The sequence below is a fragment of the Plantactinospora sp. DSM 117369 genome (assembly GCF_053764795.1).
Genome location: NZ_CM132446.1, coordinates 9,050,459 through 9,067,274, shown reverse-complemented (window position 1 = coordinate 9,067,274; position 16,816 = coordinate 9,050,459). Strand labels below are relative to the sequence as shown.

Annotated in this window: 17 protein-coding genes and 1 tRNA gene; 10 read left to right on the top strand and 8 right to left on the bottom strand. The window is 70.4% G+C overall.

Translation table 11 applies throughout. From position 1 onward, the window contains the following. Entirely contained in the window at positions 1-1,512 is a 1,512-nt protein-coding gene (locus ACSMXO_RS38890; RefSeq protein ID WP_455415771.1) for a hypothetical protein, read from the top strand. A 1-nt stretch (position 1,513) separates the two neighbouring features. Continuing rightward, complete coding sequence (locus tag ACSMXO_RS38885; RefSeq protein ID WP_455415770.1) at positions 1,514-1,936, top strand: hypothetical protein; 423 nt, start codon at positions 1,514-1,516, stop codon at positions 1,934-1,936. Between the two features lie 27 nt (positions 1,937-1,963). Here the strand turns inward: ACSMXO_RS38885 and ACSMXO_RS38880 are convergent, their stop codons facing one another. After that, complete coding sequence (locus tag ACSMXO_RS38880; protein ID WP_346258338.1) at positions 1,964-3,637, bottom strand: right-handed parallel beta-helix repeat-containing protein; 1,674 nt, start codon at positions 3,635-3,637, stop codon at positions 1,964-1,966. Positions 3,638-3,878: 241 nt separating this feature from the next. Here ACSMXO_RS38880 and ACSMXO_RS38875 point away from each other — a divergent pair, with 241 nt between their 5' ends. After that, positions 3,879-5,144 carry an MFS transporter gene (locus tag ACSMXO_RS38875; protein WP_455415769.1) on the top strand — a complete coding sequence of 422 codons (1,266 nt, stop codon included), beginning with the start codon at positions 3,879-3,881 and terminating at the stop codon, positions 5,142-5,144. A 370-nt stretch (positions 5,145-5,514) separates the two neighbouring features. Here ACSMXO_RS38875 and ACSMXO_RS38870 read toward each other — a convergent pair whose 3' ends face one another. Continuing rightward, on the bottom strand, positions 5,515-6,009 hold the full coding sequence (locus tag ACSMXO_RS38870) for a YajQ family cyclic di-GMP-binding protein (protein WP_107269378.1): 495 nt from the start codon (positions 6,007-6,009) through the stop codon (positions 5,515-5,517). Between the two features lie 145 nt (positions 6,010-6,154). On the opposite strand from ACSMXO_RS38870, the gene ACSMXO_RS38865 reads away from it, so the two are divergent. Next, a tRNA-Tyr gene (locus ACSMXO_RS38865) sits at positions 6,155-6,238 on the top strand. Positions 6,239-6,494: 256 nt separating this feature from the next. Here the strand turns inward: ACSMXO_RS38865 and ACSMXO_RS38860 are convergent. Then, complete coding sequence (locus tag ACSMXO_RS38860; RefSeq protein WP_455415768.1) at positions 6,495-6,908, bottom strand: DUF3592 domain-containing protein; 414 nt, start codon at positions 6,906-6,908, stop codon at positions 6,495-6,497. A 744-nt stretch (positions 6,909-7,652) separates the two neighbouring features. On the opposite strand from ACSMXO_RS38860, the gene ACSMXO_RS38855 reads away from it, so the two are divergent. Then, a complete protein-coding gene (locus ACSMXO_RS38855) occupies positions 7,653-7,889 on the top strand; it encodes a hypothetical protein (RefSeq protein ID WP_455415767.1) in 237 nt (78 codons plus the stop codon). A 112-nt stretch (positions 7,890-8,001) separates the two neighbouring features. Here ACSMXO_RS38855 and ACSMXO_RS38850 read toward each other — a convergent pair whose 3' ends face one another. Further along, on the bottom strand, positions 8,002-8,700 hold the full coding sequence (locus tag ACSMXO_RS38850; protein ID WP_346258334.1) for an SDR family NAD(P)-dependent oxidoreductase: 699 nt from the start codon (positions 8,698-8,700) through the stop codon (positions 8,002-8,004). Between the two features lie 101 nt (positions 8,701-8,801). Between ACSMXO_RS38850 and ACSMXO_RS38845 the strand changes: the two genes are divergently transcribed. Next, positions 8,802-9,665 carry a helix-turn-helix transcriptional regulator gene (locus ACSMXO_RS38845; protein ID WP_455415766.1) on the top strand — a complete coding sequence of 288 codons (864 nt, stop codon included), beginning with the start codon at positions 8,802-8,804 and terminating at the stop codon, positions 9,663-9,665. Here ACSMXO_RS38845 and ACSMXO_RS38840 read toward each other — a convergent pair. Next, positions 9,618-10,460, bottom strand: coding sequence for a hypothetical protein (locus tag ACSMXO_RS38840; protein ID WP_455415765.1), 843 nt, complete (start codon positions 10,458-10,460; stop codon positions 9,618-9,620). The two genes, ACSMXO_RS38845 and ACSMXO_RS38840, sit on opposite strands and share 48 nt — an antisense overlap. A 124-nt stretch (positions 10,461-10,584) precedes the next feature. Between ACSMXO_RS38840 and ACSMXO_RS38835 the strand changes: the two genes are divergently transcribed. After that, positions 10,585-11,466 carry a hypothetical protein gene (locus ACSMXO_RS38835; RefSeq protein WP_455415764.1) on the top strand — a complete coding sequence of 294 codons (882 nt, stop codon included), beginning with the start codon at positions 10,585-10,587 and terminating at the stop codon, positions 11,464-11,466. 49 nt (positions 11,467-11,515) lie between these two features. Here the strand turns inward: ACSMXO_RS38835 and ACSMXO_RS38830 are convergent, their stop codons facing one another. Continuing rightward, a complete protein-coding gene (locus ACSMXO_RS38830; RefSeq protein ID WP_455415763.1) occupies positions 11,516-11,983 on the bottom strand; it encodes a hypothetical protein in 468 nt (155 codons plus the stop codon). Between the two features lie 94 nt (positions 11,984-12,077). Between ACSMXO_RS38830 and ACSMXO_RS38825 the strand changes: the two genes are divergently transcribed. Continuing rightward, on the top strand, positions 12,078-12,686 hold the full coding sequence (locus ACSMXO_RS38825; protein WP_455415762.1) for a cadmium resistance transporter: 609 nt from the start codon (positions 12,078-12,080) through the stop codon (positions 12,684-12,686). A gap of 100 nt (positions 12,687-12,786) precedes the next feature. Continuing rightward, the gene (locus ACSMXO_RS38820) at positions 12,787-13,026 is read left to right on the top strand and encodes a hypothetical protein (RefSeq protein ID WP_455415761.1); all 240 of its coding nucleotides are present in this window, start codon (positions 12,787-12,789) and stop codon (positions 13,024-13,026) included. A 21-nt stretch (positions 13,027-13,047) separates the two neighbouring features. On the opposite strand, the gene ACSMXO_RS38815 is transcribed toward ACSMXO_RS38820, so the two are convergent. Both ACSMXO_RS38815 and abc-f read right to left on the bottom strand, forming a co-directional pair. Beyond that, positions 13,048-13,944 (bottom strand): Vgb family protein, encoded by an 897-nt coding sequence (locus ACSMXO_RS38815; RefSeq protein WP_455415760.1) that lies wholly within the window; start codon positions 13,942-13,944, stop codon positions 13,048-13,050. Positions 13,945-14,019: 75 nt separating this feature from the next. Then, positions 14,020-15,654, bottom strand: coding sequence for a ribosomal protection-like ABC-F family protein (abc-f, locus tag ACSMXO_RS38810; RefSeq protein WP_455415759.1), 1,635 nt, complete (start codon positions 15,652-15,654; stop codon positions 14,020-14,022). Positions 15,655-15,782: 128 nt separating this feature from the next. On the opposite strand from abc-f, the gene ACSMXO_RS38805 reads away from it, so the two are divergent. Continuing rightward, positions 15,783-16,472 carry a TetR/AcrR family transcriptional regulator gene (locus ACSMXO_RS38805; protein WP_455415758.1) on the top strand — a complete coding sequence of 230 codons (690 nt, stop codon included), beginning with the start codon at positions 15,783-15,785 and terminating at the stop codon, positions 16,470-16,472. Positions 16,473-16,816 lie beyond the last annotated feature (344 nt).

The following is a 16,816-nucleotide window of genomic DNA, read 5'->3' as shown; positions in this document are numbered from 1 at the left end:
ATGACCGAGGCACACCCGATGGCGGAGACAGCCGGCCGGCCCGAGGCACGCACCCTGGCCGAGGCGTACGCCTTCGTCGAACTGAGCCTGCCGCCCGGCGAAGAATGGGTGGATTTCGCCCGGTACACCAGCCTGCACCGTTCCGGTGATACCTACCTGCTCCGCTTCGACGGTCCCTACCAGGGCAGGCAGCACACCATCGACGTGGTCGTACCGATGTCCGACGCCAGCGCGTGGGACGAGTCGCGGTTGTCGTACGGCGAGGGGCGGTCGACCCTGATCGACGCCGGCCAGTGGTGCCTGCTGGAGCTGTCCAGCGCCGAGTTGGCCCGCGCCGGGCTGGCCCAGCTCGACGGCGCGCCGCCGGACGACGAGACGTACCGGGCGATCCACGGCGCCTGGGACGCAGCGCGGGCGGCGGCGGACGAGGTGGCGAAGTTTCTGCCGCCACCGCCAGACGGATCACCACCCTCGTCCGTCGACGGAGCGCCGGAGGACGACGTGGTGCCGGCGACGGCGTGCTGGACCACGTTGGGGCAGCGGCTCCGGGCCGACCGGCCGGAGCTGTTCCGCCGGGCCCGGCTCGACGCGGCCCGGGCTGACTACCAGCGCCGGCTGGCCGACTTCGTCACCCGCTACGACCTGCCCGACCCGCTAACGGAGCCACCCGGACCGGTCACCCGCCAGGACCCGCCCGGACCGGTCACCCGCCAGGACCCGCCCGGACCGGCGGATGGCCTGCCGGCCGGGTCGGTGCCTACAGTGGAGGCGACCGGTCCGGTGCCGGCCGGAGCACCGGCAGCGGAGGCCGTGATTCCGGTGCGTACCTTCGCCGAGGCACACCTCTATCTCGACCTGCACCCGTGCGTGTGCGGGTCTGCGCTCTTCCCCCGGGGCCAGCTCGACGTCGTCCGGAGCGACGACGAGGAACTGCTGGTCCGCTACGCGGGACCGTGTGACGGATGTGGCCGGCACCGCGAGTTCGCTCTGCGGTTGCCCCAGCGACCGGGTGTGCCGCCGGAGTCGCCGTACCAGTTCAGCTACCCGGAAGACGGGCCGTCCGAGGCGATCGACGCCGGACAGTGGCTGGGCGTCGCCGAGGGCTACCAGCTGCTGCTGGACAGCCTCGGCATCCCACCCGGCTCGGACGAGCCAAGCGAGCGAGACGGGCGGGACGAGCGAGGCGAGCAGGACGAGCGAGGCGGGCGGGACGAGCCGGGCGCGGACTGGTCCGGTCCTGCCTCCGGTGCCGGCGACGAGGCCGATCCATCGTGGCCGGTGGACCAGGAGGAGATCGTACGGTTGCTCGTCGGCGCCGCGAGCGCGATCGACGAGGCGTTGAGGTTTCTTCCGCCCGGCGCCGCCGCCGTCCCGACCAGCGCGATCTGGACGGCGGGCGGGCGGGATCATCACCAGCGCCGGCCGGATCAGTTCGTCCGGGACCGGCTGATCGCCGAACGCGACCGGCACCGGCGGCGGCTGGCCGGCTTCCTGGCCCGTTATGGTCGTTGACATGCCGCCGCTCGCGCACAGCGCGCCCGCCGACGACGAGCCGCGATTCGCCGCCGTCCGGTTCGACCGGGACCGGGCGGGCCGGCCGGTGCCGCCGGCGCGGCGACTGGAGTACGCCGAACGGGCGGCGGTGGTCGCGTACCTCCGGGAGTCGCCCGTCGTGGTCGCGAACTGGGGCTACGATCCGGACCCGCTCGATCCGGAGCACACCGAGGTGGTGCCGGCGCACCTGCACACCGACGGCCGCTGGGTGTGGCCGGAGTCGCTGGCCTACTTCGCCGAGCGGTACGGCGTGCCGCCCGAGCCCGAACTCCTCGCGCACATCGAGGAACGGCGCTACGAGTGGCCAGCCGAGGTGGACGACGAGATCCTGGACCGGATCGGCCGGCTGCTGCGCGACGGCCGCACGCCCCGGTCTGGCTGAACCCGCGCGGAGTCGGCAGCGGCCGGGTCAGGCCGCCTGGATGACCAGGGCGAGGTCTTCCAGGGTGATGAGTTGCAGTTCCTCGGCGTTCGGTACCCGCCGCAACTGGCGCAGCCGCTGGGCCTGCGCCTTGCGCATGCCCTCGAAGAGCTTGCGCGCGTCCCGGGCGTTGCCGAAGTCCTTGTCCTTGCGGACCGTCTGGAAGTGCGACCGGGCCGCGACCACGACCTCCGGGGCCAGCGCGTACTCGTGGTTCTCGGCCATCCTGGTGAGGATTTCGGCGAGCTCGACGGCGGTGTAGTTCTCGAACTCGATCGTCCGGCTGAACCGCGAGGCGAGCCCGGGATTGGCGGCCAGGAAGCCGAGCATCTCGTCGGTGTAGCCGGCGACGATCACCACGATCTCGTGGCGGTGGTCCTCCATCAGTTTGACCAGCGTGTCGATCGCTTCTTGCCCGAAGTCACCGCCGGAACCGAAGGAGCGGGAGAGCGTGTACGCCTCGTCGATGAAGAGTACGCCGCCCAGCGCCGCCTCGAACGCGGCCGAGGTCTTCTCGGCGGTGTGGCCCAGGTACTGGCCGACCAGGTCCCGGCGGCTGACCTCGCGGAACCCGCCCTTCGGCAGTACGCCGAGCGCGGCGAGGAGCTGGCCGTAGATGCGGGCGACGGTGGTCTTGCCGGTGCCGGGCGCACCGGCGAAGATCAGGTGGTTGCTGCTCGGCGTGACGGAGAGCCCGCCACTGCGCCGCCACTCGTTGACCTGGATCTCGTCGATGATCGCCCGCACCTCGGCCTTGACCCCGGGCAGTCCCACCAGCCGGTCCAGTTCGCCGGTGAGTTCCTCGATCCGCCGGGGATCGCTTCGGGTCGTCGGGGCCTCGCCCGCGCCGACCGAGCGGGGCAGGCCGCGTTCGCTGGTGGTCACCTGGGCGGTCGCGCCCGGACTGAGCTGGATGCCGGGGGCGGCGGTCCGTTCGGTGTGGCAGTCTTCGATCAGTCCACCGCAGCCGGGACCGACCGTGATGCCCAGGCCCCGCACATCGTGTACCCGGCAGCGCCGCAGCGTCGGTGAACTCTCCTGGGCGACCGCGATGCCCAGCCCGGAACTGGCCACCTCGCAGTTCTCCAGCAGCGGGCGGGAGTAGTCGTAGACGTAGATGCCGCGGTAGCCGCACTCGGCGACCGTACAGTTGCGGATGGTCGGGTCGGCGGAGCGGATGAGCAGGCCGTCCTCCACCACGTTGGTGATCTCGCAGCCGACCGCCGTGCCGGCGCAGGTGTCCCAGAGGATGCCCCGTTGCGCGCCGGTGACGCGTACCCGGGTGAACTCGAACTCGCTGCGCGGACCCACCTGGATCGCGACCGCCCGACCGGCGGAGACCTCGGTGTCGACCACCCGGACCATACCGCCGAAGACTGCCAGGGCGGGGGCGTCTGCCGAGGCGAGGACGAGTTCGCGCAGTTCGACGGTGGCGTCCCGGCACTCCACGACGGGTTCGTCGGCCCGGCGGGCGCGGATGGTCACCGACCCGGGCTCACCGGTGACGCCGATGACCACGTTCGCCCGCTCGATGCGCAGGTGCTCCAGATATTCCCCGGGGGTCACCAGGATCGTGGCGCCGTCCGGCGCCCCGTCGAGTGCGTCCGCGATGGTGGGGTACGCGTCAGACTGGGTGGCCGAGACGAGCAGGGTGTGCGTCATCGCTCCGTGGGGGGATCAGGAACCGGACGGGGGCAGGGGACCGGCGGCGGGTCGATGCAGCCGATGCTGACCTTATCGCACCGGAACCCGGTCCAGACCACGCTGGCGGCCGGGCCGGAGCCCAGCGCGGCGGCGATGGGGGTGACGTGGTCCTAATCAGGTTCAGCGCGGCGGGGCATTCACGTTAGGGTCGGAAGGTCATCCACTCGTTACACCCGCGACCCGAGGGGGGTTCACGCCTGTGACCGCGCTGCGTCAGTACCTCGGAGTGTGGCGAATTCCGGGTGCGCCGATGCTGTTGATCGCCGGCATCGTCGGCCGGCTCGGCATCGGCATGACCCCGCTGGCGCTGCTGATGGTCGTCGAGCAGGTCACCGACCGGTACGCCCTGGCCGCCGTGGCCGGCGGGGTGTACGCGCTCGCCGGTGCCGCGCTCAGCCCGGTCGCCGGCCGGATCGCCGACCGGGTCGGGCCGAGCCCGGTGCTGCTGGTCACCGCTGTGGCGCACCCGGTGGCCCTGGTCGGGCTGCTGCTCGCCAGCCGCGCCGGCTCGGACGCGCTGGCCCTGATCTTCACCGCCTCGGCGGTGGCCGGCGCGACGTACCCACCGTTGACCGCCGCCATCCGGGGCGCCTGGAACGACCTCACCGACCCCGCCTCCGGCCGGTACGCCCTGCGCAACACCGCGCTCGCCGCCGAGACCACGCTCTTCGAGGTGGTATTCGTCGTCGGCCCGCTGCTGGTCGCGGCCTTCGTGCTGCTGGCCGACGCGGCCGCCGCGCTGCTCGGAGCCGCCGTGGTGACCCTGGTCGGCACCAGCATCGTGGCGCTCGGCCGGGTGATGCGCGGCTGGCAGCCCCACCCCCGGGGCAGTCACGCCAAGGGTCTCGGCCCGCTCCGGGTCGGTGGCTTCCCGGCGCTGCTGTTCTGCGTGGCCGGCCTCGGGATCGCGTTCGGTGCCGCCGGGGTGGCCGTGCCGGCGTACGCCTCCGCGCACGACCCGGTCAACGCGGAGAGCGTCGCCGGGGTACTGCTGGCGACGTGGGGGACGGGAAGCGCGCTCGGCGGCCTCTGGTTCGGCACCCGCAAGCCGGCCCGGAACGCCGCCCGCCAGTTCGGACAGCTCCTCGGCCTGCTCGCGGCGACCTTCGTGGTCTTCGCGGTGATGCCCGGCCCGATCGCGCTCGGCGTGGCACTGGTGGTCGGCGGGGCCACCATCGCCCCCGCGCTGACCCTGGAGAACACCATGGTCGGCCGGATCTCCCCGGCGAGCATGCTGAACGAGTCGTACACCTGGGTGGTGACCGTGGCGGTGGGCGCCAGCGCGGCCGGCGGCGCGGTGGCCGGGGTACTGGCCGACCAGGTCGGCGTACCGTGGGCCTTCATCTTCGCCGGTGCGGCGGTGGCGGCCGCCGCGGTGGTCGCGGCGCTACCCACCGGCTCGATCGCCCGCGCCGAAGCCCAAGCCGAGGTACGCCTGGAGCAGGCGCTCGCCACCGAAGGCTGAGGAGGCCCCGCGCTGCGAGGTAGCCGGGTTCGCCGCGCGTGTCGCCGACCGGGCCTTGGGCGGTCTCCAGTCAGCGGCTGCCGCCCCGGACGTCCGGCAGGAGGTCGTCGGCGACGATGCGGTACCGGCTTCGGTCCGGATTCCTCCGGCCCTCCGCCGTCCCGAAAGATGCCGCCCTACGCCGGATCACCGGAATGGAGCCGGGCCAGCGCTCCCGGCCATGATCACGGGCTGGCCTGCCAAGGACGGCGCCGGGCGGCCGATGCGGGCGGAGACGGTGGGTGGCTTGCCGACACGAGTTGGTCCCGACCCGTGCCCGCGATCTTGGCGAGGTGCTTCGCCCTGGTCACTGGCACAGATCGGGCAGGTGTCACCGGTAGTTGGTGAACTGGAGGGCGACGCCGAAGTCCTCGCTCTTGAGCAGGGAGATCACCGTCTGGAGGTCGTCCTTCTTCTTGCCGGTCACCCGGAGTTGGTCACCCTGGATCTGCGCCTGTACGCCCTTCGGCCCCTCGTCGCGGATCTTCTTGCTGATCGCCTTGGCCTTGTCCGAGTCGATGCCCTGAATGATCTTGCAGTCGATCTTGTGGACCTTGCCCGACGGGCGCGCCTCACCGGCGTCCAGGGACTTCAGCGAGATGTTCCGCTTGACCAGCTTCTCCTTGAAGACCTCCAGGGCCGCCTTGACCCGCTCCTCTGTCTCGGCCTGGAGGCTGACCCCCTCCTCGCCAGACCACGAGATGTCGGCGCCGGTACCCCGGAAGTCGAAGCGGGTGGAGAGCTCCTTCTCGGTCTGCCGGAGGGCGTTGTCGATCTCCTGCCGGTCGACCTTGCTGACGATGTCGAACGACGGGTTGGCTGCCATGATTCCGCTCCTGCTGTGGACGACATGAAGATGTACGGGCCCGCCGGGCGGCGGTACGACATGCCGACGGTACCCGCTTGCACGGTTGCCCGATGCAACCGCTATCCTTGCTTCCGCTGCCGCGTTACGCGTGGCGGCACGCCCTGGCGGGTTGCCCGAGCGGCCAATGGGAGCGGACTGTAAATCCGTCGCGAAAGCTACAGAGGTTCGAATCCTCTACCCGCCACCAGGTGCTATAAGGCCCCTGATCAGCACAAACGCTGTCAGGGGCCTTCTTCGTCCTGTCCCACGGTGTCTCGCTGGATCTCGGCCTTTGGGGGCGCATCGGGGGGAAGATCATCGGGGCAGGTGGGCGCCGGGCACGGCGTCGCCGTCCTGCTACGCGTCTCGCGAACTGCGTCGACGGGGGAGTGAACACCGTCAACGACAAAGAAGCCGCTCGCCGCCCAGGGCCGTCCGCGACTGGCAGACAGGGGCCTGCCGCGTCACGTCGTTCCTTCAGGGCCGAAGAGGAGGATCAGGACGAGGACGAGGATGTTGCATAGCCCGAAACAGATCAACATTCCGCCGACCCAGCCGCCGCGCATCGACGTTCCTTCGATATAGGCAAGAGTGGGCTTTTTGGGGTCGTACAGAACTGTGACCGGGCTTCCCTCACGCAGGCGCCGCCGCCCGATGTCGCCGCCCTTGGTCGTGATCTCGCGCCCGCTTTGGGTGATGAACTCGACGGTCGCGTCCCGGATGTGGTTCCCGTTCTCTGCAAAGATGACGTTGAGCTTGGTGATCCGCCCGGAGACGCGCACCGCGCGGGCACGGAACAGCCAGGATCTGACCAGCAGAACGATCCCGGCCAAGATGAGGCAGACCCCGAGGACCACCAAGAATGACAGCTCGTCCACAGAACCTCCCGGTCGCCAGCACGGCCCATCGACCGGACCGTCCGCGGCAGGCTACAGGGACCCTGCGAACTCCGGGATGCCGAGATCGTCTCCTGAACTCGCCTGACAGGTCCCGATCAGGGCACTCCGCAGTCGGCTAACCTTCCGAACCGCACGGCCTTCTACCTACCCATCAACGCAGCGTGACCGTTGGTGGCCAGGCAACTCCCCCACCACGTGGCCGTCAGTGGGGGTCCCAACTGGCCGCTAACATCTGTCGGCGGATCGTGGGCGGCACGATGTCAGGTGAGCAGCAGGATAGATGAAACAGCAGATCAGCCGGTGTGATCGGCACAAGATCGTTGGCTCTCCCTAAATCCGTCGCGAAAGCTACGGAGGTTCGAATCCTCTACCCGCCACCAGGTGCTATAAGGTCCCTGAGCAGCACAAACGCTGTCAGGGCCTCCTTCGTCCTGTCCCTCGGTGTCTCGCCGGATTTCGCTGGCACTCGGCGTTCGGGGGCATGTCGGGGGAAGATCAACGGGGGTCGGCGGCGGGTCATGGGGGAGTCGAGAGCAGGTTTCCGAGGCGTCTGGGAGCTGCCCGCGCAAGCGCGTCGGACGAGCTGACGTTGAAGATCATGTGTCACCTGGAGATCGACTGGCGGTACATCGCGCATGCGGAGCCGAGGGATACCGAGCGGATCGCGGTGGTCCGGTCTGCGGGTCGCAAGGCAGGACGTTAGCTTGGCTGAAGATCGCCACGATGCAGACGGACCCTGCCAAGCGCGAAGACGGGCGCGTCGTGGTGGCCGTCACGGTGCGCGAGACTCCGAACGCCGAGGATGCCGCGCGAATGAGTGAGTGGTCGAGGCTATTGATCGACCAGGCGCTGAACCTTTTTCAACCTCCCCTTGCGGTCCGTCGGAGGGCGAGGTCCGACGCGGTGTGTGAGCGCCGCGCGGTTCAGGTTGAAAAGGGTTCACTGAAGGGGATCGGCTGAGCTGACTCGTGCCGTCAGTTTGAAGGTCGTTTCCGGCTGCCCGGGTCTGTCCGTTGTGCCTGGTCGGCGGGGAGGGGGTAGCGGTGCCCGGTCCTGCCCGCTGGGGACCACTTCAGGACCATGTGATGTCACCGTTGCGGTCGACGAAACGCCCGGATCCGTGTCCCGGCCCTTCGGTGGCGAGGGCGACGATGGCGTTGGTGCCTTCGGTGACAGTCTGCGGGCCGGTGTGCCCGTTGAGATCGGTCGCTGTGTAACCGGGGTCCACCGCGTTGATCCGGAGGTCCGTCAGCGCCTTGGCGTACTGGGTCGTCAGCATGGTGAGCGCCGCTTTGGAGGACGTGTAGGCGGGGGCGATCACCCGGGACTCGGGTCGCGACGGATCGTGCGTGGCGGCGAGAGATCCCATAGAGCTGCTGACGTTGATGATGACCGGGTCGGCCGAGCGTCGTAGGAGCGGGAGGAACGCGGTAGTGGTTCGCACCACGCCGACGAGATTGATGTCCAGAACGTTCAGGACGTCGGCGCCGGTCAAGCCGCTTGGGTCGCCGTGCGGGCCGTGAACGCCAGCGTTGTTGACCAACACGTCGATCAACCCTTCGTGTTGCTCGACGTCAGCGGCCGCCGCCGCGACCGACTCGTCGTCGGTGACGTCGATCCGGACGAAGCGGGCGCCAAGTTCGTCGGCTGCCGCAGCGCCGGCTTGCGCATTGCGGGCGCCCAATAGCACGGTGTGGCCCTGTTCGATGAGGCGACGGGCGGTCTCGTAGCCAAGGCCCTTGTTGGCCCCGGTGATAAACGTGATCGTCATGCGCCCATCGTTCGGCCGCGCCGCGGAGTCTGCCAGGGAAGGCGCGACAGTGGGAACAGTGCTACCACCCTCGGCAACCGGCCGCGCGAGACAATCGTCGTATGGCTGCTCACGCCACAGAGCTTGGTGCGACTCTGCGCGCTTGGCGCGACCGCGTCTCCCCAGCAGCCGTAGGGCTGCTCAGTGGGCGCGCGCGCCGAGTGAAGGGGCTGCGCCGGGAGGAGCTTGCCGAGCTCGCCGGGATCTCGGTCGACTACGTCGTACGCCTGGAGCAGGGACGGTTCACCACCCCCTCAGCACAGGTGGTCGCCGCACTCGCTCGTGCCCTGCAACTCCGCGACGCGGAACGCGATCATCTGTTTCGGCTGGCCCGGCTTGTCACTCCCACCGAAGCGGAGATCTCAGACCACATCCCGCCCGGCATCCACCGTGTACTCAAGCGACTCGGCGACGTCGCCGTCGCGGTCTTTGCCGGGGATTGGCAGCTTATCTGGTGGAATCGCGGCTGGGCGGCGCTTCTTGGCGACCCGTCAGCAACGCCGGCCGGGCTTCGCAACTTCGCTCGTGACAGCTTCCCGATCGACGGGGATGGCCCACGACTGTCACAGTGGCCGGTCACCTCGCTTGCGAGCGAAACGGTTGAAGCCGCCATCGTGGCTGATTTGCGCCGCGCCACCGGACGCTTCCCGAACAACAGCCGCCTGACCAACCTGATCCGGGTACTCACCACGGGCAACCAACGCTTCGCCGAGCTGTGGGCCTCTGGCGCCGTCGGTGCACACCGCGAAGACCACAAGATCGTCGAGCACCCCACGGTCGGGCCGATCGCGGTCGATTGCGATGTCCTGACCGACGGCGACGCAGAACTCAAAATCGTGATCCTTAGCGCCGCCAGCGATACCGAGGACGAGACCAAACTACGACTGGCTCTCCTGTCCGGTATCCCCGATCCCGTACCCAGCTGACGCGAACGCGTCAGCCATACCCGCGAAGCGCCAGCCGCAGCTCACCGCGACTCCGCAGGGTGGCGTCCAGATCCTCGGGCGTGTCGTACTCGTACGGCTGGTAGTCGAGGTTCTGCTGGCGTTCCTCGACGGGGTGCCGACCGGGAGGTAGACCGCGCTGCCGAGGAGCACGGCGTCCAGTTCGGCGACGGCGAACAGCAGCGGGTGACCGTCCGACGGGAGGGGCAGGTCGGTCGTGCCTTCCGGGTTGGCGGCCAGGTCGATAGTCGCGATGAGCTGATGGTCGAAGCGATACTGCCGCCCCATCGACTCGAACGAGGACTCGGGTACGGGCATGTCGAGCGGGAGCAGCAGGGGGCCGCCGAACCGGCCGGCGACCGGGCCGTCCGCGTCCGGGGACAACATCGCGGTGCGGCGGGCGGTGCGCAGCCACCGCGCCACGTCCTCAGCCGGTAGACCGCGCGCGGCCGCCGCCGCGCGAAAGCGGTCGAGCTTGTCGCGCAGGTCTTCAGGCAGCGTGTCCTCGGATTGGGCGACCAGCGCGCGGGCGGCCATCCGCACGGCGTGGTCCGGACTGTTCGTGAGTGCCGCCACGAGCTGGCCGTGCGTGTCCAGGTTTCGCGCGGCGCGCTCGAGGAAGAACTGCTTGCCCGGTGGAGTGAGCCGCTTGAACACCGCGAGGAGCAGGTCGGCGTGCTCAGCGAGGTAGGCATCGCCGTCGGGGGTGGTGATCATCCTGTTCAGGGCCGTACGCATCGGCTGACCGGCCACGGCGCTGCACGCGAGGCCGGTCAAGATCATAATCCGACCCCCCGGTCTGCGGCGATCTGCGGGAAGCGTCGCAAACGCGCCGACCGGTGACCGGCCCGGACCGCAGAACCTCACCCGTCGTGACCCGTCTATGGAATGATCGCTGGCCGTGCGCCCCACCCGTGTCCTGCTGACGCTCTTCGCTGCCGCCGGCACCATGTCGGTCCTGTCGGCACTGATCTCCATCGACCGCGCCGCCGCACAGTGCGGTCTCGTCGCATCGGCCGCCCTGATCGGGTACGTCCTGGTCGCCGGCCCGGCAGCCCCGCGCGTACGACCGGCCCTCGCCACCGGAATCGCCCTGCTGGCGCTCCCCACGGCGGTGGAACTGTGGCGGGGCTCCGCACGACCGGCCACCCGCCAGTGGCTCATCCCGGACTACACCCCGCTGGACGGTAGTGCCGCATCGACGGGACGGACGGCGCTCCCACAGCCGATTCTCGACCAGTGGCGGCAGGCGCTCGACGCGGATCGGCTTGCCGGCGTAGCACTGTTGCTCGGAGTGCTCTGCCTTGCCGTGGCAGTACTCGCCCTGCCGGCTCGGCATCGACCGAAGGCCACCGTACTGGCGAGAGTCGTCGCCGTACTCCTGCTCGTGATCGTCGGTGCGGACGCCTGGTCCCGGGTCGACGGCGACCCGCTGCTCGGCCTGCTCGGTACCGCCTGGCCGGCGCTGCTGGCTACGCTCGCGGCGGCGGGTGTGCTGGCGCTGTCGGCGTCGCGTGCCGAGCGGGCCGCCCTCGTGCCGCTCGGGGCGCTGCTGGTCGCCCTCTCGACGGCCGTTGCCTTCCACGATCTCACCCGCAGGTGGTCGGCCTGGTGGACGTTCTCGAACCCGGATGACGGCGTCTTCCTCTCGGCCGGCGTCGCCGTGTCGCTGGCCAACGTGGTGGACGTGCCAGCGGCGCTGCTGGCCGCAGTGACGCTCGCCGGGCCGGCGCTGCTCGCGGTCGGCGCCCTGCTCGCCTCCCGCGCCGTCGACCCGGCCTAGCCAGCACCTCGCGCCGCGCACCCAACCGGAGACCTGCTCCGACGCCAGCTCAGGGATGCGCGTGGATGAGGCGGAGTTCGTGGCCCAACCCCGCCGACAGGGTCACCAGATCGTCGCCGGTCAGCTCGCGCGCCGGATTCCACAACGTGATCCGGAACCGGGAGAACCCGGCCGGCCAGTCGTAGTCGAGGTCGGCGAGGGAGACCAGCCCACCGCAGCACGGCACCGTCGTGGTCAGGTCGTCGAACCCGTCGGGGTTGGGCGAGTTGAGATCCGTCAACCGGTCGAACCAGCCCACATCGATCACGCCACCGCACCGCGGGCACCCGATCCGCTCCAGGTTCTCGAACGGGTGGGCCACGGTGATCCGCGCGAAGAACTCCACCTCGATGCTGGGGTACACGTGCTCCGGAATGCCGGCGCGCCGCCGTGCCTCGGCGGCGGTGCGCTCGGCCGCGTCCCGGCTCGGCTGCCAGGTCAGGTCGGTCGGGATGAGGTACACGATGAAGTCGCCCACGCCGCGCATTGTGCACCCGGACCGCCGAGCGTCGAGCCTCCGGCGGCGACCGGCCTTGCCCTGCCCCGTCCCCGGCGGCACGTACATTCCTCAGGTGGGAGATCTTGTCGGAACGCTGGTCGCCGCGGTCGGGGTGTTCGCCGGTACGAACGTCGACGACATCATCGTGCTGACCGTGCTCTTCCTCTCCGCCCGGGCGGCCGGCACGCCCCGGCCGTGGCAGATCTGGGCCGGTCAGTACGCCGGCATCGCGGCCCTCGTCGCCATCTCCGCCGCGACCGCGCTCGGCCTGACGATCGTCCCCGACCAGTGGGTCGGGCTGCTGGGCCTGGTCCCGTTCGGCCTCGGGGTGAGAGGACTCGTGGCGGCGATCCGCGCCCGTGGCGACGCCGAGCCACCGGCGCCCGCCGTCGCCACCGGGCTGTTCTCGGTGGCCGGGGTGACGGTGGCGAACGGGGCGGACAACATCTCCGTCTACACGCCGTTGTTCCGCACCATCGGGGTCACGGACAGCCTGGTCACGGTGGCGGTCTTCGCCGTCGGGGTCGCGGTCTGGTGTCTGGCCGGGTCATGGCTCGGCTCGCACCAGAAGGTCGTCGAGGTCGTTCAGCGCTTCGGGCACTGGATCGTGCCCGTCGTCTTCATGTCGATCGGCGTGGTGATCGTGGCCGAGTCCGGCGTACTCGGTCGGCTCGCCGGTTGAGCACCCGCCTCGCTGTCCGAGCATCCTCGCCGGTACGCCGGTCGGCCGCCGCCGACGCGGACGAGCCGGGACCCGGGAAGGAAACCGGTACCCCGAGCTGGTGTTCGTCCTGACGGTGTACGTCGCCCTGTCGGCTGTCATGCGCGCACTGCTCTACTGGGTCGTCCGCCTGGCGGTACGCCACGCGATCGAGGACGCCGACCGCCGCCGCCAGGTGAGCCAGCGGCGCTGGGTCAACTGCGGGTTCGCGGGCGACGAGTACAGCGACCTCGTAATCGCCCGACGGGCAGCCGGCCCGGTTCCCGGCCGGTGGGGGCCGTCCGAGCAGCCGGAGGAGTAGGCAAGACCCACACAGCTCTGTTCAGCACGCCATCCGGGCCACCGCACCGATCTCCAGAGCGACCCACACCACCCCGTCTGGACCGACAGTAATCCCGTGCGGCTCCGACCCCGGGGTCGGCAGCTCGTACTCCCGGATCGTGCCGTCCGGGCCGAGCCGCCCGACCCGGTTGGCGTCCCACTCGGTGAACCAGTAGCTTCCGTCCGGCCCGGCGGCGATCGCGTGTGGCCGGGCGGTCCGGTCCGGCAGCGGGATCTCGGTGATCCGCCCGTCCGGGGTGATCCGGCCGAGCTGGCCGGCGGCGATCTCGACGAACCAGACCGCGCCGTCCGCGCCGGACGCGATGCCGACCGGTCCGGCGCCGGCCGTCGGCAGCGGGTGCAGCGTGATCTCGCCGTCGAGATCGATCCGGCCGACCGCGTTCGCCTGGTTGAGCGTGAACCAGAGCGCCCCATCGACACCGGCGGTGATCATCGAGGGGAAGCCCCCAGCCTGCGGCAGCGCGAACTCCTCGACCTCGCCATCCGGGTCGATCCGGCCGATCCGGTCACTGTTCATCTCGGTGAACCAGAGCGCGCCGTCCGGCCCGGCGGTGATCCCGTATGGGCCGCCGGTCGGCGACGGGACCGGAAAGGAGCTGACCTGGCCGGAGAGCGACAGCCGGCCGATCCGGTGGTCCCGGAACCGGGTGAACCAGAGTGCGCCGTCCGGTCCCGCCGCGATGACGGAGGGTCCGCTCGCCGATTCGTCGAGTTGGTAACGCTGAACCTCGCCGTCGGCGGTCATTCGGATGATTTCCCCGGCATGCACCAGGGTGACCCATATTGCGCCGTCCGGTCCGATAGTGACGCCGTACGGGCCGGCGGTGGAATCGGCTATCCGGAACTCCCGGACCGACGGAGGACGCGGGGTTGTCATTCAGTTTCCTTTCTTTAGTATTTCGAGCGGTTGGCGACCTGTCCGAATCGCAAACCGGCGCCTGGCGCTTCGTAATCAGTTCGTGACGGAGACCGGTTCGGGGTCGAGTACCCCGGCGGTCATCACCCGGTGCTCGCCGCGCCACCGCTCGCGTAGCCGCCGGTCGTGGCTGACCACCACCACCGCGCCCGGATATTCCGCGAGGGCGGCCTCCAACTCCTCGACCAGGCCCGGCGAGAGGTGATTGGTCGGTTCGTCGAGCAGCAGTAGGTCAGCCGGGTCGCTGACCAGGCGGGCCAGCGCGAGCCGCCGCCGCTGGCCGGTGGAGAGCTCCCCGACGGGTACGCCGAGCCGCTCCCGGTCGAACAGCCCCAGTGAGAGCAATTCGTCGAGGTGCTCGGTCGGCGCTCCGGGCCGGCCCCGCCCGAAGGCGCTGAGCAGCGGCTCCTGCGGCCGTTCCCGCCCGACCTCCTGCGGCAGGTAGCCGATCCGTCCGCGCCGGACCACCCGGCCGGCGTCCGGAACCAGCTCACCGGCGAGTACCCGCAGCAGGGTGCTCTTCCCGGCCCCGTTCGCCCCGCTGATCAGCAGCCGCTCTCCGCTACCCAGCGTCAACCGGGTCGCCGCCAGCCGCCCGTCGACCGCCACACCATCGGCGTCGAGCAGCACGCCGAGGCGGCCACCGCCACCGGCCAGCGTCGGGGTGAACCGGAGTGGCTGCGGTGGCGGCGGCACGGGCCGCCCGGTCAGCCGACGGAGCCGTTGTTCGGCGTTGCGTACCCGGCTGGCGACGGACTGCTGCACCCGGCCGGCGTTCCGGTCGTACGCCATCTTGTTGCGGTCCTTCATCTCCCGGCCCGGTGCGACCTGCCGGGCCGTGGTTGCCACCGCCTCCCGCAGCCGGCCTACCTCGGTCTGCCAGTCGAGGTGAGCCTGGGCCCAGCGCCGCCGGGCCGCCGCCTTCGTAGCGAGAAATCCGGCATATCCGTCGCCATACCGCTCCAGGGTGTGCCGGTCACCGTCCACTTCGATCAGTGTGCCGGCGACCCGGTCGAGGAAGACCCGGTCGTGTGAGACCACCACCGTGCTGCCCCGCCGGCTGCGCAGGTGTTCCTCCAGCCAGCTCAGCGAGTGGTCGTCGAGATGGTTGGTCGGCTCGTCGAGCAGCAGCACCTCGGAGCCGGTCGACAGCACCGCGGCCAGGTGCAGCCGGGCCTGCTCGCCGCCGGAGAGCGCGCCGAGCCGCCGGCTCCGGTCGACCCCGGCCAGGCCGAGCGCGTGCAGCGTCCGTTCCACCCGGGCGTCGGCGTCGTACCCGCCGCGCAGCTCGAAGATGGTGGCCAGTTCGCCGTACTCGGCCAGCAGCCGCTGGTCGCCGTCGCCGAGCAGCGGCTCCAACTCCCGCAGCCGCGCCTCGATCCGGCGCAGCTCGGCCAGCGCGTCGTCGATCGCCTGCCGCACCGTCAGGTACCCCGGCAGCGGCGCGTCCTGGCCCAGGTAGCCGAGGCCGCCGGTGGTGACGACCGTCACCCGCCCCTCGTCGGGCTGCTCCCGCCCGGCGAGCAGCCGGAGCAGGGTGGATTTGCCGGAGCCGTTCTCGCCGATGATCGCGGTGCGTTCGTCGGCGGCGATGGCGCAGCTGACCCCGTCGAGCACGGTCCGGTCGGCGTAACGCTTCGTGACGTTGTGCAGGCTGAGTTGGGTAGGCATCGGAGCGACTCCGGTCGTCGGCGGATCAGCCACCGGTCGTGCGGCGGCTCGGGACGCGGGGTGACGCTCACCTGACCATCGGACGGGTACCTACCTTAAGTCTACGGATGTAGCACTAAGATCGTGCCATGTCGCCGCCCCGACCGCCAACCGATTCCGCCGCCGGGCCGGTCCGCCGGCCGGGGGGCCGCAGCGCCGCGGTCCGCCGCCGGGTCCTCGACGCGGTCCGGGCCCACCTCGTCGAGTACGGCTACGACGCGCTGTGCGTCGACGCCGTGGCGGACCGGTCGGGGGTGCACCGCACCACGGTCTACCGGCGCTGGCGCGACGTCGGTGGGCTGCTCGCGGACGTACTCGCCGAGGCGACCGACGACGACTGGCGGGCACCCGACACCGGCTCGCTGGCGGGCGACCTGCACGCCGTCAACTCCGAGGTGTACGCGGCGCTGACCGCCGAACCCCCGCTCACGATGGCGCTGATCGCCGCGTCGTTCCGGTCGGCGCAGGCCGCGGATGCCCTCCGCTCCTTCTGGGCCGACCGGTACGACCGCTGCGCCGTCATCGTGCACCGGGCCGTACGGCGCGGCGAGATCCCGGCGGGCTGCGATCCGCGCCGGCTGCTTGTCGCGGCGACCGCGCCGCTCTACCACGAGCTGGTGCTGCTGCGGTCCTCGCCCGACCGGGAGTTCGCGGTTCGGGCGGCCCGGGATGCCGTGGCGGCCGCCCGGACCGGATCCTTCACGGAGGGTGCTGTCACGGACTGTGATCCTGCCGACGTCGGGGTGCCGGCCGCACGCCCTCCGGCCGGCGCTCGATGAGTCTGCTGTGGACACCGGTCCGAGGTATCCCTAGTGTCCCGATGTCGACCCATTCTGCGGCGCCACTGCGTCCGTGATGGGTGGAGTTACGCGGTTGCAGTGGTTTAGCCGAAATCCGTCGACAACGGTATTTGGTACGGCTGATCGCGTACGGGTGGTGAGTCTTATTAAGCGGGGAGTGAATCATGTCGGGCATTTGCCGGCAGGTGGGGTTGCGGCCGGCCGGCGGACTTGTCCCTACCGAACGGTTAGACTTTGCCGATCCCCGGATGGTCGCTCTTCCGATGGCTTTGCGGGTTCCTCGGACTGTGGCACCATCATGGAACATCTACCTTCCACGACGC

Coding starts and splice junctions, on each gene's coding strand:
- ACSMXO_RS38890 (WP_455415771.1), top strand. CDS start 1: ATGACCGAGGCACACCCGATGGCGGAGACAGCCGGCCGGCCCGAGGCA.
- ACSMXO_RS38885 (WP_455415770.1), top strand. CDS start 1,514: ATGCCGCCGCTCGCGCACAGCGCGCCCGCCGACGACGAGCCGCGATTC.
- ACSMXO_RS38880 (WP_346258338.1), bottom strand. CDS start 3,637: ATGACGCACACCCTGCTCGTCTCGGCCACCCAGTCTGACGCGTACCCC.
- ACSMXO_RS38870 (WP_107269378.1), bottom strand. CDS start 6,009: ATGGCAGCCAACCCGTCGTTCGACATCGTCAGCAAGGTCGACCGGCAG.
- ACSMXO_RS38855 (WP_455415767.1), top strand. CDS start 7,653: ATGCAGACGGACCCTGCCAAGCGCGAAGACGGGCGCGTCGTGGTGGCC.
- ACSMXO_RS38850 (WP_346258334.1), bottom strand. CDS start 8,700: ATGACGATCACGTTTATCACCGGGGCCAACAAGGGCCTTGGCTACGAG.
- ACSMXO_RS38845 (WP_455415766.1), top strand. CDS start 8,802: ATGGCTGCTCACGCCACAGAGCTTGGTGCGACTCTGCGCGCTTGGCGC.
- ACSMXO_RS38815 (WP_455415760.1), bottom strand. CDS start 13,944: ATGACAACCCCGCGTCCTCCGTCGGTCCGGGAGTTCCGGATAGCCGAT.
- abc-f (WP_455415759.1), bottom strand. CDS start 15,654: ATGCCTACCCAACTCAGCCTGCACAACGTCACGAAGCGTTACGCCGAC.
- ACSMXO_RS38805 (WP_455415758.1), top strand. CDS start 15,783: ATGTCGCCGCCCCGACCGCCAACCGATTCCGCCGCCGGGCCGGTCCGC.